This window comes from Methanobrevibacter filiformis (assembly GCF_001639265.1).
Classification (GTDB): domain Archaea; phylum Methanobacteriota; class Methanobacteria; order Methanobacteriales; family Methanobacteriaceae; genus Methanacia; species Methanacia filiformis.
This window is the reverse complement of the sequence record NZ_LWMT01000252.1, coordinates 1-15,049: the sequence shown is the minus strand read 5'-3', so window position 1 is coordinate 15,049 and position 15,049 is coordinate 1. Positions and strand designations below refer to the sequence as shown.

The 15,049-nt window shown below is 24.9% G+C and carries 11 protein-coding genes; 5 read left to right on the top strand and 6 right to left on the bottom strand.

The features are described 5' to 3' along the window. Positions 1–502: 502 nt before the first annotated feature. Both fhcD and MBFIL_RS07705 read left to right on the top strand, forming a co-directional pair. Positions 503–1,396, top strand: coding sequence for a formylmethanofuran--tetrahydromethanopterin N-formyltransferase (gene fhcD, locus MBFIL_RS07710; RefSeq protein ID WP_066973245.1), 894 nt, complete (start codon positions 503–505; stop codon positions 1,394–1,396). A gap of 757 nt (positions 1,397–2,153) precedes the next feature. Next, on the top strand, positions 2,154–3,242 hold the full coding sequence (locus tag MBFIL_RS07705; RefSeq protein ID WP_066973243.1) for a tetratricopeptide repeat protein: 1,089 nt from the start codon (positions 2,154–2,156) through the stop codon (positions 3,240–3,242). Positions 3,243–3,334: 92 nt separating this feature from the next. Here MBFIL_RS07705 and MBFIL_RS07700 read toward each other — a convergent pair whose 3' ends face one another. Further along, on the bottom strand, positions 3,335–3,643 hold the full coding sequence (locus tag MBFIL_RS07700; RefSeq protein WP_211261738.1) for a DUF4389 domain-containing protein: 309 nt from the start codon (positions 3,641–3,643) through the stop codon (positions 3,335–3,337). A gap of 312 nt (positions 3,644–3,955) precedes the next feature. Here MBFIL_RS07700 and MBFIL_RS07695 point away from each other — a divergent pair, with 312 nt between their 5' ends. After that, positions 3,956–5,512, top strand: a complete 1,557-nt coding sequence (locus MBFIL_RS07695) for a bifunctional ADP-dependent NAD(P)H-hydrate dehydratase/NAD(P)H-hydrate epimerase (protein WP_066973239.1) — start codon at positions 3,956–3,958, stop codon at positions 5,510–5,512. A 306-nt stretch (positions 5,513–5,818) separates the two neighbouring features. After that, positions 5,819–6,517: a DNA/RNA nuclease SfsA gene (sfsA, locus tag MBFIL_RS07690; protein WP_066973236.1), complete on the top strand. Its 699-nt coding sequence runs from the start codon at positions 5,819–5,821 to the stop codon at positions 6,515–6,517. 171 nt (positions 6,518–6,688) lie between these two features. Here the strand turns inward: sfsA and MBFIL_RS07685 are convergent, their stop codons facing one another. The 4 genes from MBFIL_RS07685 to MBFIL_RS07675 all read right to left on the bottom strand — a co-directional run bounded on the left by MBFIL_RS07685 (position 6,689) and on the right by MBFIL_RS07675 (position 12,539). Then, entirely contained in the window at positions 6,689–8,371 is a 1,683-nt protein-coding gene (locus MBFIL_RS07685) for a SulP family inorganic anion transporter (RefSeq protein ID WP_066973234.1), read from the bottom strand. Positions 8,372–9,105: 734 nt separating this feature from the next. Further along, positions 9,106–9,414 carry a hypothetical protein gene (locus MBFIL_RS07680; RefSeq protein WP_066973232.1) on the bottom strand — a complete coding sequence of 103 codons (309 nt, stop codon included), beginning with the start codon at positions 9,412–9,414 and terminating at the stop codon, positions 9,106–9,108. A 447-nt stretch (positions 9,415–9,861) separates the two neighbouring features. Further along, positions 9,862–10,026, bottom strand: a complete 165-nt coding sequence (locus MBFIL_RS10645; protein WP_157078726.1) for a hypothetical protein — start codon at positions 10,024–10,026, stop codon at positions 9,862–9,864. A gap of 383 nt (positions 10,027–10,409) precedes the next feature. Continuing rightward, positions 10,410–12,539 (bottom strand): helix-hairpin-helix domain-containing protein, encoded by a 2,130-nt coding sequence (locus MBFIL_RS07675; RefSeq protein ID WP_066973230.1) that lies wholly within the window; start codon positions 12,537–12,539, stop codon positions 10,410–10,412. A gap of 1,307 nt (positions 12,540–13,846) precedes the next feature. Here MBFIL_RS07675 and MBFIL_RS07670 point away from each other — a divergent pair. After that, a complete protein-coding gene (locus tag MBFIL_RS07670; protein WP_066973228.1) occupies positions 13,847–14,101 on the top strand; it encodes a hypothetical protein in 255 nt (84 codons plus the stop codon). Positions 14,102–14,329: 228 nt separating this feature from the next. Here the strand turns inward: MBFIL_RS07670 and MBFIL_RS07665 are convergent, their stop codons facing one another. After that, entirely contained in the window at positions 14,330–14,533 is a 204-nt protein-coding gene (locus tag MBFIL_RS07665; RefSeq protein WP_066973226.1) for a histone family protein, read from the bottom strand. Positions 14,534–15,049: the final 516 nt, after the last annotated feature.

The window sequence follows — 15,049 nt, the reverse complement described above, 5'->3', positions numbered from 1 at the left end:
TATTATAATTCTATAAATGTAATTTTAAGTTAATTAACAAAATTTAAAAAATTAGATTTTTGAATTGTTGCACAGCCTTACTGATTTCGAAAAAATAAAAAATTTTTTTAAAATCCTTTTTGAAGCCATAATTTAATACTGATTTCGAAAAAATAAAAAATTTTTTTAAAATCCTTTTTGAAGCCATAAAAACTGATTTAGGTACTTATGGGAGATTTTGCAAAATTTTCTATTTTGCGAAATCAGCGTATAAATATTAATTTTTGTTTTAAAATTAGTAGATAGAATAGCAATGGATAAATCTCATTATTTTCAATTATTTTCAGTTTTTCATTTTACTCATTTCAATAGCTATTTATAAAATCAAATAGAAAAACTTATTTTATCTTATTTAAATACTTAAATTGTATTAAATTATAAACTATATTATAAATTATATCATTAAATTATAAAATGTAATTTTACTTTCTTTTTATGATTTAAAGAACTAATTGGTGATTTTATGGAAATTAACGGTGTAAAAATAAAAGATACTTATGCAGAAGCTTTTGGGATTAAAGTTTCTAGATTACTTGTAACTGCAGCTACTAAAAAGTTAGCTAAAATTGCTGCTACTGAAGCAACTGGTTATGCGTCCTCTGTTATTGGATGTCCTGCTGAAGCTGGAATTGATGGTTATGTTCCTCCAACAGAAACTCCAGATGGAAGACCAGGATATGTTATAATGATCTGTAACTCTGGTAAGAAGAAACTTGACCATGAATTACTTGAAAGAATTGGAATGGGAATATTAACAGCTGCTACAACTGCAGTATTCAATGTTCTTGAAGATGAAGATGAAAAACTCAAAATAGGGTTTAAATTAAAGTTCTTTGGTGATGGATATGAGAAAGAACTTGAAATTGATGGTAGAAAAATCCATTCAATTCCAATCATGTCTGGAGACTTCTTAGTTGAAAGTGAATTTGGAATAAAAAATGGTGTTGCTGGTGGAAATTTCTTTATACTTGCAGATACTAAAATGGAAGCACTTGTTGCAGCTGAAGCAGCAGTAGATGCAATTCATGCAGTTCCTGGAACAATCACCCCATTCCCTGGTGGTGTTGTAGCTTCTGGATCTAAAGTAGGCTGTAATAGCTATAATTTCTTAGATGCTTCAACTAATGAAAAAATGTGTGTTACATTAAAAGAGGAAGTTGCAGAAACCGATATTGATAAAGACATTGGTGGAATCTTTGAAATTGTTATTGATGGTGTAACTGAAGAACAAGTTAAATCTGCTATGAGAGAAGGTATTAAAGCAGCTTGTACTATTGATGGAGTTAAAGAAATAAGTGCTGGAAACTTTGGTGGAAACCTAGGTGCTTACAAAATTAATTTAAGAGAATTATTCTAAATAGCTATGTCTGAATAGCTATTTTTTCTTTCAAACCTTTTTATTTATTTTTTTTAATATATAGGCTGATCCACAATTATTTTAGTCAGTAGAATAATGATTTTAAAAGATTTATATAAATTTAACACTGATTTCGAAAAAATAAAAAATTTTTTCAAAATCTTTTTTGAAGCCATAAAAGTTGATTTAGGTACTTATGGGAGATTTTGCAAAATTTTCTATTTTGCGAAATCAGTGTATAAATATTAAATTTTTAAACTTAAGTTTTATTGGAGAACTTTATCTAATTTATATGTAGGTCTCTAACTCCTTTTTAAATTAATTTAAATACCTATTTGGTATGAATATTTCCAATAATAATACTAATTCATCTAAGTTCATCTACAGTTTGATATATGAGTATAACTATCTTAGTATTTCTTTGTTTAATTCAATATTTCTATCATATATAATCAATGAGAAGTTATTATCCAATATTCTAATATAAAAGCTTCTTTCCTGTTCATTATTAAGTTTTTAATTTGTAATAGTTTAAATGAACCCTAAAGCCAATTATTTAATTGATTTAGTTATTGTGTAAATTTTTTATACAATAATTATTTTTAATAAAATGCCTATTTAATAAATTAAAAAATATAAATCATATAAAAGTATATAAAACCATATCCTATTCATTCCTATTATGTAAACCTATATTTTTGAAAGCTCAAGAGTTTATATATAATTATACATTAGAATCAATGAGAGGAGATTCTTAATGAACGAAAAAATAGAAAAAACAACAAAAAGACTAAATAAATTAATAAATGCAGGAAATTTCGTTAAAGCATTAAAAACAACAAATAAATTCTTAAAAAGATATCCAGATAATATGGATTTTATTTTAATTAAATCAAAAATTTTGTTTAATTTAGAAAATTATGAAGAGTTATTTGAATTTTTAAATAGCTATGATGAATCTATTTATAAAAATATTTGGCTTGTTAGATTAAAAATATATGTATTAAAACATTTTCAACTTATTGAGGACATAGCTAAGTTTGTTAACAAGTCTTTAATTTATCATCCAGATGATATTATATTAATGAATCTAAATATGGACTTTGTAGGACAATGTGCTGAAATAGAGGATGAACCATTTTTACAAGAAATAGTTAAAGTAAATCCTAATAATTCCGATGCATATATTTCTTTAGCTTATGTCTATAGTGGTTATGGTGAAGAAGATTATTCTAAATATGATCAAGCTATCAACTACTTTGATAAAGCTATTGAACTTCAAAAATCAGATTCTTATCATGATGATGAACCAACTGAGATTTACATTGATAAAGGTCAAACTTTAATTAAAGCAAAAAAATATCAAGAGGCACTATCAACATTTGATTTAATTCCTGATGATGATGTGAATGCTGAAATTAAATTTAGAGAAAAAGCTATTATTTATCGTGAAATAGGAGAGTATGATAAAGCTTTAAAGTTTATCAACCTTGTTATTAGAAAAGATGAAGATGATTTTTATTTAAAAGAGATTAAAGGAACTATTTATTTATGTATGGGAGATTATAATACTGCAATAGAATATTTTAATCAAGGATTAGGATTAGAAGAACCTTGGGAGACTACATATTATTATATGGCATTAGCTTTAAAAGGAAAAGAAGAATATACTAAAGCTATTGAATTTTTAAAAAAAATTAAACCAAATGATTATTTACTTGAAAAGGGTAAAGCAGACTACCAATATGAAAGAGCTCAAAAACTAATTAAAACGATTAATAATTTACTAACCATACATAATAAAAAAAGAGTTATAACTTATGCATGTCTTCGTAAAATAATATAGTTGATTCAGTAAAAAAATTAAAAATAATTAAAATTAAAAAGGTTTATAATCAATTTGATTATAAATTATCCTTATAATATTGCTATAACAAATTAATATTCATCTTCATATTTTTCAATGAAAATTTTTATATCTTTTGGAGTGATTCCTGGTCTTTCATCAGTTATTAAGTTTAAATAGCTAATGACTTGTATATTATATTTTAAAAAGTCTGCAACAACTTCGCTCAGGCTTTCAACTCTTTTTCCAGTAATTAAAATTACAATCCATAATAATACTTGGCATACTCCTGCAAGGATTGCATAAAGGTAAAGGATTATTCCAACAGGAATTGAATAAAAAATCCTCACAAAAAGCTCAGTTCTACTAGCTTTTTCTTCGTATTTTAAAAATTCTTTCATATTTATACCTCTCATCTCATTATTAGTTAATGTATCTTAATAGATCTTAATACTCCTTTTTTAGAAGGATATTAAATTTAGTTTCATATGGTACTTAATTTAATATGTATTTATTTCTAAGTTGTAATACATTAATTAATTATATATTATATACTTAGTTATATATATTTCTAAACAATTTAAATAATTTAATTAATTGAAAATATACAGATAATTTCTTGATTATATTTATATGTCTATAATTTTTACATCATTACTAAATTAGTAAACAATGTTAATACTTATTATAAAGTTGAAACAAATGTATAAAATATGAAACCTATTGATATGATTGCAACAGATATTAATTGTGAGGATTTGGGACTATCACGGTTATGCTTAATGGAAAATGCTGGAAAGTCATTATCAGATGAGGTAGCTAAACTTTCAACATTTACCTTTTCAAAACCAGTTAAAATAGCTATTTTCACAGGATCTGGTGGAAATGGTGGTGATGGATTTGTAGCTGCTCGTCACTTACTAAATCGTGGATTTGAAGTAGATATTTTCATGTTAGCAGATTTTAATAATATCAAATCTTCAGATGCTAAAACAAATGCTCTTATTTTGAAAAATATGTCTCCTTGTTTTTCAAGGTTAGCTATTCACTACATTGAGGATGCTAATGACTTAAATTATACTGAAATAGCTAAATCAAATAGTTTTAGTGAATATATAATAATAGATGCTATTCTTGGAACAGGAATTAAAGGGAAACTTAGAAATAAGATTAAAAAAACAATAGAAATAATAAATAATTCAAATGCACTTAAAATAGCTGTTGATATTCCATCAGGAATGGATAGTGAAACTGGAGAAATTCATGATATGGCTATTAAACCTAATTACACTATAACATTTCATAAAATTAAATCAGGTGTTAAAAAAGCAGGAGAAGATTTTGTTGGAGGAATAATAACTTCTGACATTGGAATACCTATTGAAGCAGAGATTTTTGTAGGTAAAGGGGATCTTCAAAGACTTAAAAAGAGAGATGAAAACTCTCACAAAGGGAACAATGGAAAAATCTTAATTGTTGGAGGTAATGGGGATTATGTTGGGGCACCATCAATTGCAGGATTATCTGCACTTTCTGTAGGTGTTGATTTAGTATATATTTACACTTCTAGAGTTAATGTCTCAGTTATTAAATCGTATAGTCCAGATTTTATAGTTAAATCACATGAAGGGGAATATTTAACTTTAAGTGCTTTAGATGATATTTTAGCTATTGCTGACAATGTAGATGCAGTTTTACTTGGTCCTGGAGCTGGTTTAATGAATGAAACTGGAAAACTATTCAATATACTTGTTTCGAAAATTAAAAAACCAATAGTTCTTGATGCAGATGCTTTGAAATCAGTGGACTTGAATTTAATCAAAAATAGGGAAGATATTATAATAACTCCTCATTTAAATGAATTTAAATCATTTTTCTCAAATATAATTGAGGATACATCTATTTTAGATAAAAATCTTGATAATTTATCTTACATGGAAATACATGATAAAATAGCTATTTTTCAGGAAATAACTAAAAATATTAAGGGTACGGTTGTTTTAAAAGGAAAGTATGACTTAATTTTCAATAAAAATAATTTAAGAATTAATAAAACAGGAAATCCTGGAATGACTGTTGGGGGAACTGGGGACTCTCTTGGAGGTGTAGCTCTCGCACTACTTTCTCAAGGTTTAAATACCTATGATGCTGGAGCATTAGCTACATATATTAATGGTAAGGCTGGAGACTTTGCACAAGATAAATATGGAAATGGATTTAGAGCATCTACTTTATCTGAATTTTTAGGTAAGATTATTGTGGATATTTAGACACTATTATTCTATTAAAAAATATTTTCAAATATATACTATTCTATACTATTCTATTATTTTCTTAATACATTTAATACATTTAATACATTTAATAATTTTTAATACATTTTTATTACATTTATTCTCATTATTACTTGTCATCAATGATAGGTGACATAAGTAATTGTAAAATTATTTATCAATAAACTTGAAATATTATTGTCATCAATGATAAATGACAAAAATATATTAAGATTCATATTTTGTTTTAAAATTAAATAAACATTTTAAAAATATTTTAATAAGATTTAATTGTTGTTGATTATGAGTAACTATATTAAAGCTATTTTTAAAAATAGACCTAATAGGTTCATAGCTAATGTTGAAATTAATGGGGAAGAAGTTATTGCACATGTTCCAAATACTGGACGCTGTAAAGAACTATTAGTTCCAGATACAGTAGTATATTTACTTCCAAGTGATAATCCCAAGAGAAAAACCAAATATTCTCTTCACTTTGTTGAAAACAGAGGAGAATTAGTTTGTATATATTCACAAATAGCTAATAAAATAGTATTTGAAGCTATTGAGGCTAAACAAGTAAAAGAACTTAGCTATTATACTGAATGTAGTAGAGAAAAAACTGCTGGAAAATCACGGATTGATATTTATTGTTCTTTAAACAATGAGGATGATGGATTTGAAGAATGTTATGTTGAGGTTAAAGGAGTAACATTAGTTGAAGGCAAAATAGCTAAATTTCCTGATGCTCCAACTGAACGTGGTCGAAAACACTTGAAAGAATTAATTTTACTTAAAAAACAAGGTATAAGGACAGTTGTTTTCTTTTTAGTTCAACATCCTCTTGGTGATAGCTTTGAACCTAACTGGAAAAATGATCCTGACTTTGGTGAAATGCTTGTTAAAGCTTATGATGCTGGTGTTGAGATATTAGTTTATAAAACACTTAATAGCTTAGATGGGATTGAATTTGTAGGTGAATCACTTGATTTTAGGTTGTAGGGATAATGATTTAAATTAGGGATTAAATGGGATTAAATAGGAAAGTTAAACATAGAAAAGAAAAAACAATAAAAGGAAAAACAATAAAAGGAAATTTAATTAGCTTGCAAAATAAAAGATCTAAATTAATGAGTTAACGATCTAAATTGGGGGAACGGAGTAATTTAGTCTTTATTTATCATACTCCTTATTTTCCCAATTATTAACAATATCATCTATTGTTGGATAAACTCCAGGATACATGTTTAATTCTTTATCTAATTTCATTTTTCGTATTCTTTCACGAACATTTGTGTGTAAATGGGCTAATCTTAGTTCTATTTTTTTATTATTAAGTATTTCATTTAATGATTTAATATCTTTAGCTATTTCCAAGTCTAAATCTTCCATTTCTCCTAAATCTAGAACAATGATTTTAATATCTTTTTTTTCATCTACTTTTTTTAGTATCTCTTCTTTTATTTTATTAGTGTTTAAGAAAACTGGGCTTCCTCCGATTCTTAAAATTAGAACTTCTGGGATTTTTTCTTCATCGTGGTCTTTAATATCTTTATACAATCTTGTTCCTTTCACTCTTCCAAGTTCTATTATTCTTGGGTTGTAGATAGTGTAAAGTATTCCTAAAATTGATATTGCTACACCAATAATAATTCCCTCAAACATCCCAAGGAATAGCACTCCACAAATTGTAGCTAATCCATATATGAACTCTTTTTTACTTATTTCAAAGTATTCTTTCAATTCTTTTATTTTAATAAGGTTTAAAACAGCTATCATAATTACTCCAGCAAGTATTGATATAGGAATCTTTCCAAAGTACTCGCTAAAAAATAAAATCACTATAATAAGTATAATAGCTGATACTAAATTGGATAACTGTGTTTTAGATCCTGCATTTTTATTAACTGCAGATCTTGATAAACTTCCACCTACTGGAAATCCTTGAATTACTCCTGAAAATATATTTGAAAACCCAAGAGATAGTAATTCTTTATTATTATCTACATTTTCCTCTGATTTTACTGAAATAGCTTTTGTCGCACCAATAGTTTCAACATAAGCCAATATAAAACAAGCGATTGCTAAATTAAAAATAGTCATTAAATCATTAATTGGAATGATTGGGATTGTTAGGAGTGGTAAGCCTGAAGGAATGTTTCCCACAATTGGAATGTGTAAATAATCTAAATTAAAGATTGAAAGTATTATTACTGGTATAAGAACGATTATTAAAGTGTTTGGTAATTTTGAAAAGTATTTTTCGCTTATTAGCAAATAAATAATAGCTATTATTCCCATAGATAAACTAATATAGTTAACTAAATGTAAATGACTTATTAAATAGGGTATATTTTCCAATAATCTATAACCTGTTACTCTAATTCCTAGTAACTTTGGAAGTTGGGCAAATATAATGTAAATACCTGCTCCTGTGGAGAATCCAGTTAATACTGTTCGTGATATTATTCTTCCAATAAATTCCATCTTGAAAATATATGCCAAAATTGAAAAAACACCAACCAGGATTCCTACAAATGATGCCATCATCCAGAAGTTCAAAGAATTAATCACAGTTAATGTTCCTATAGTAGATCCTACGAGTATCGATAAAGCCGAAGTTGGACCAATAGACAGCTGTTTAGAACTACCAAATATAAAATAAGCAATGAATGCTGCTATTGAAGCATATAATCCTGCTTCTGGTGGAAGATTTCCAAGTGATGAGTATGCAATAACCTCTGGAATTGTTACAGTTGCCAGTGTTATCCCAGCTATTATATCAAACCTTAAAAATGACTTATCATAACTTTTAATTAATTTAAATAGAGGTAAGATGTTTTCAATGTTTTTCAATTTTTAACTCCCCTTATTTTGTGTTTAGGTTAATTTAATCTTTATTAAAATTTGTAATTATTGTAATTATTGTAATTATTTAGTTTAGTATTTTATATTTTACATTTACTATTTTATATTACTTATCCAATATTATTTATTTAATATAAATTATTTATTATCTCATTATTTCACTGTATAAAATTTTTATACAATGTAAAAAAAATAAATAAACATAACATGATATTATGCAATAATTTTAAAAATAGTTAATTTAATAAGATAATTAATCTAAAAATCAATGATCCTTTAAATTTAATCCGATTTAATGGATTAATGTTATAATTTAAGTCTTTACTGTATATCTGTTGCCTCAACTAAAGTATCTCTGAGATCCCCTAAAATCTGTTTTGAAAATTTCATTGATTGTTCTAATATCTCCATTAGATATTACTAAAATAGATCAAGTTGTTCAGCTCCAACTGAATCTAAATTCATGTTATATAATAAAATCAATTTTTTTATTACAAGTTTCACTGATTTTCATCAAATAGTTTATATATTGATTTGAATACATCATCAAGTAATATTATTATTAAATAATCTATTGTATACACCTATTAAGCTATTAACTATTTATTAAAGACAATAACAATCTTGTTTATATTAATAAACGTATTTTTCATGTAATACTTATTTTTTAAAATAGCTTTTGATCAAACTTTTTTTAAAAGTTTGAAATGTATAATTATATATTAAAGAGGTAAAATATCAAAATCACTAGTATCAATAGATATGCCATTGTAAAAATCTTCAATTAAAGTAATACATTGACTATACTCAACATGTTTTTGAAGAGCTCTGTTTTTTTCCATTTCTGGAATATCTGCAACCCAACCATCATTTTTTTCTAGCATGAATTGTAAAATTTCTTTTTTGTCATTAACAAGAGTAAAAAATGAGTCTGTTATATATAATTTCCCAAATTCTTCTAGAATTTCCTCTAAGTTTCCATTGCCTTTAATTTCATGACCTATATTAACATTAAAACAATTATATTCCATTTAATCCCTCAAAGTTCTCTACATACATTATATACATTTTATATAATTAATATTAATTAAATATTTATAAAACAATAATTACAAATTACAATATATTTGGCTGGGAGTTGGATGTTGAGGAATTTAAAAATATAGAAGATGTTAAATTAGATATAGATGAAATTAATGATAATTTAAGAAGTCATTTAGATAGTTATAAATAGATTAATTATTATTTTAATGTATAAAAATTTTATACAATATAAAGAATGAGACTCATGCACTTAGTTCCATTAATAAATCACGCTAAAATAGAAGAATAAGTAAAATAAAGAATTATTAAAAATATTGATTAAAAAAGTAGTACTCAATGTGAGTTTTGGATATTCTCAGTAATAATCCTATAAAAGAATATAAAAATTATTAAAACCTTAACTATTGAGATTTTGGTGTTTTATGGTAATGTATTCACATATTTTCTTTTTTTAGTGCCTGCATGTTTTTACTGGCTTTAACATTTATCTTTTTTAAAGCATTATTCTTTCTGAATTCCAAAAATTTTGCTACAGTTTTTTCATTTCTTTCAGCATATCGGATATGATTTTTTCCTATTCTTTCTTCAATTTCTACCATTTTTCCACCTTTCAAGTTAATCTTAACATTTTTACTCTTTTTAACAGAACATAATAATTTAGTTAGTGATATTGTAAAATTTTTGGTGTGAATAGCTTTTTAAATCTTTTTAAATAGAATTCATGATTGCAAAATTACAGAGGATTATGAGTTTCATGTAAATTAAAGCTCATATCACATGATGATTTGAATTATTATTTTATTAAATTATAGTAGTAACAATTTAGTACACACCAATAATTTACAAAGTCAGTTACTGATAGTTATTATATATTCATATTCTATTTATAAATTTTTCTAATAAGTCAAATAAGTCATTGGAAATTTTAGTTAATAAAAGAAAAATAATTAATAAGTATTAATAAGTACTAATCTTTTTGTTTTCACATTAAATACAATTGTATTCTATTCTTTGATAGGTCTATTTCTAGGATTTTCACTTTTACTCTATCACCTACATTTACTATGTCTGTTGGGTGATTTATGAATTTACCTTTGTTCATTTTAGATATATGAATTAATCCGTCATGATATACTCCTAAATCCACGAATGCACCGAAATCTACCACATTTCTGATGGTTCCTTCCATTACCATTCCTACTTTTAGGTCGTTTATACTTAAGGATTTGTCTCTGAGTAATACATGAGGCATATTGTCTCTTGGGTCTATTTCTGGATTTTTTATTTGGATAGCTATATCTTCTAAGGTGTACTGATCAGTATTTAACTCTTCTGCTAGTTGTTTAAAGTTTACATTAACCAATGATACTTTTCTTGTTCCCATGTCGTCTATTGTTAGATTTAGTTTTTCTAAGAATTTTTGGGCTATATTATATGATTCGGGGTGGATTTTGGTTTCATCTAACCTGTTTATTGAATTATAAACTCTTAGAAATCCTGCAGATTGTTCAAATGTTTCTTTCTCAAATTCATCTATTTTTAGGAAGTCTTCTCTAGTTGTTAAGGGTCCATTTTCTTTTACATATCTTATAATGTTGGTTGCAACTACTGAATCTATTCCTGCTACATGTACAAGTAGAGATATTGATGCAGTATTTATATCTACTCCCACACTGTTTACAACAACATCTATCACATTTGTTATGGCTTCAATCAGCTTTTTTTCCTCCATATCATGCTGGTATTGTCCTACACCAATTGATTTTGGGTCTATCTTAACAAGTTCAGTTAATGGATCTTGCAGGCGTTTTGCAATTGAAATAGCTATTCTATGACCTACTTCATAATCTGGAAATTCAATCTGACCAAAGACACTTTGGGAATAGTCAGAAGCTCCAGTCTGATTTATAATAGCATATTTAACTTCAGTTCCTTTAATTATCTCTGATATGACTTCCTCAAATTTATTAGAATCTGTAAAACTTCCAATAGCTATTAGTTTAACATCGAATTCTTTAATCAAGTAACTTATTGTTGATTTAAACTCTTCAATGTCATTTATATAAACCGTATCTGTTTTTAAAACATTACCTTTTTCATCTACAATAGCTATTTTAGATGTTGAGTAAAGAGATGGATTTAATCCCATAACCACTTTCCCTCTAATTGGTTTTTGCATAAGTAAATTCTTAAGATTTTCTGATAAAACTTCAATAGACTCTTTTTCTGCTTTTTCAACTATGTATTTTCTGATATCTCTTTCAACAAAAGGAGCTATTATATCATTATATGATTTATAAACAGCTTCCTCAATATAAGGGCGTGTTAGTTCATTGTAAGTTTCACCATAATCTTCAGAGATTAGTGTATGTCTGATCAAGTATTGAACAATATCATCTTTAGGTGTTGTAATTTTAACTTTTAAAAATCCTTCATTCGTTCCTCGGTTAATAGCTAAAACTCTATGATTTGCAATGTCAATTATTGATTCTTTATGATCATAATAAAGTTCATATTCTGACTCTTCATTTTTATCAACAGCTTCAACTTCAAGTTCACCTTCTTCATAACTTATTTTTCTGATTAAATCTTTAAATTCAATATTTTCAGATATTTTTTTAGCTATTATATCTTCTGCACCTCTAATGGCATCTTCAACAGTGTTTACTCCTTTTTCTTCATTTATATAATCTTTAGCTATTTCTTCTATTGGAATTTTTGTTTGTTGAAATCTTATTATATTTGCTAATGGTTCCAATCCTTTTGATTTGGCTATTGTTGATGGTGTTCCATCTTTTTCTGCGTAAGGTTCATATAAATCTTCTATTTCAGTGAATGTTTCGGAATTCTCAATCAATTCTTTAATTTCATTATCTATTTCACCTTTAGATGATAGTTTATTAATGATTTCAGTTTTTTTCTCTTCTAATTCTTTTAAATACTTTAAAAACTGTTTGAATTTAATAAGAGTTCTATTATCTAAGTTTCCTGTCTTTTGTTTTCTGTAATGAGCTATAAATGCCAAGCTATTATCATTATCTATTAATTCAATAATATTTTTAACTTGCCATTCTTTTATCTCAAACTCTTCTGATAGTCTTTTATTAATCATAAGAACCACTATTTTTTTAATTTCAGTTTTCAATGAATTAGATGCTTCTAAATATATTTTAATTGATTTATATTAGATGTATTTATATGAACCTGTTTAATTGATTTATATTAGATGTATTTATATGAACCTGTTTAATTGATTTATATTAGATGTATTTATATAAATCTAATCTACAATAGCTATTTTTTTAAATAACTTATTTTTCTAATTATTTTCCGTGTTTTATTATATGCTCATAACTTCTAGTTATTTTCTTTTTGATTAAACTCATTGCTTCTTTATTATTTATTTAGCTTCAAATTTTTTTAAATCGTTATTATTTCTTAATATGTTCTTTAAGTGAGTATTAGTTTTATTAACTAATTTTTAGGTGTTAATAAGTTTTAAACCTTTAATTTTTTCATTATATCCTTTTTAAAAACTATGATAATTCCTATGTGTACTATTAAATCAATACCTCAATTAGGTACAATTTTTATTCTATTTTATATTTTTGTTTTTATTATTATATTAATTTTTTCCTTTATCATTCAATTGTTTGTATATTTTGTAATTTAATGTATTTTTTAAATAATCTTATTTTTTTTAATTAAGATTCATTATTAAGGGTATTGTTTACATTAATACAAATATTAATATCTAATTGAAAATTGGAATTAATTTTAGTTTATATTTCTTTATAATTTATATACTACTTGATATGATTATGTATGATATTTTTGAATCTTATTTACTAATTATTTACATAATCTGAGGGCTTGAAAACTATTTTTTAAAATAACAATTTTAAGACCTCTTGTTTCAGTGAAAATATTTATAATATTTATTTAACTAATATATTATTAGTATAGTAACGATTTATAATTAGCTAGACAAACTACACTGTAAGTTATGAGGGAATGCTAATTCAGAATAGTAATGTCATAACAAGTAACAATTATTTAATATCCTTATTAAAGAGGACTAAATATATCTATAAATTATTGTACATGAGATAACAATAAATGCACATGAATTTACTATTTAAACAGGTAATAGTCCATATATTGACTGTATGATTTGTAATTAATCATTCAAATGTGAACCTAAAACATAAAATATAATATGATTTTCCTAAAGAAGATAAAATGAAGAAAAAGATTTTAATTATAATTGGAATAATTAGCCAAAAATATTTTGGTCAATGTATTTCAGCATGGTCATTGGGGTCAAGTAACTTATGTTATTAACTATGAATTTCCTATTAACTCGTAAAAAAGTTCAGACCCCTTTAAAAAATTCGACTTAAGAAATAAAAAATTAATATGTATGTTTCATTATCATACACTTCTTATAAAAAAGGTTCTAATATTATTCCAACAAAAATATATAGGTCTAATATGTTGACTGGCTTAAATAATGGATTATATAATACTTTTACAATTACTAAAAGCGGATCTAAATGGAAAACCATTTCAGACAATACTTTTCTTGCTAAAAAAGATTATCCTAAAAATTATTTCCTTCAAAAAGTATATAATTCTTATTTTAAATTATGTTTTGGGAAGGTTAGCCACTAAAAGACATAACTCTTCCCCAAAATATTAAATCTATGTTGAAAAATAAGATAAGAAAAAGTAATAATTATGTATTTGATTTGTATTTACAGTGTTAATTTAATTAGTATTATCTATTAGTACTATCCCATTAAAAAATATTAAAAAATATTAATTAATACGAATTAACATTATATACAAATTAATATTTATAATCGATATTAAATATATAACTATTTTTATTAAAAATATTTAAAGATTATTAACAGCTATTTTAATATCATCAGGTTTTATAGTTTTTCTTTTTGCAATTTGTGCATTTTTAAATGATTCAGCGGTTAATTTTTTGATATAGTTAGTGGTTTCTTCTATCACTTTGTTAAGTGCATCTTCACTGATCATCATGTCATCTACTTCTTTCATAATTCTTTTTACAGGTGCTTTTGGTAAACTCATATTTTTAACCTCTTTTTTGTTTGTGTTATAAAAATTTTATAATATTTTTTATAGTTGTTGTTAATTATTTTTCAACATTTATCTATATTGACACATGTATTTTATAAATATTTCTATTTTTTCTTTGTTTTATTTATTTTTATCAATATTATTTAATTAAATTAGTCTAATGTTTCATAATTAATCAATGATTTTTAATATTAAATAATTAATTAGTAACCAATATACTAATGTCTTATATTATATTCCTCATTTTTAGTATGATTTTTATTTCGCTATATTACTGTATAACGAACTTAAAGCTAATTTATTACTTATAGCTATTATAATAATACTATCATTAATTACTCAGTAAAAACATTAGAGGATTCGCATTTAATGTTTCTTTATTTGTTCTATTTTATTGATTTTTTCTTTATTTTTTGTGTTTTTATGTGAGTTTTTTTTAATATTTTGTTGGTTTTGTTGAATTGTTTTTAGTTGTTCTTATTGTTTTTGGTTTGTTTAATTTTATGT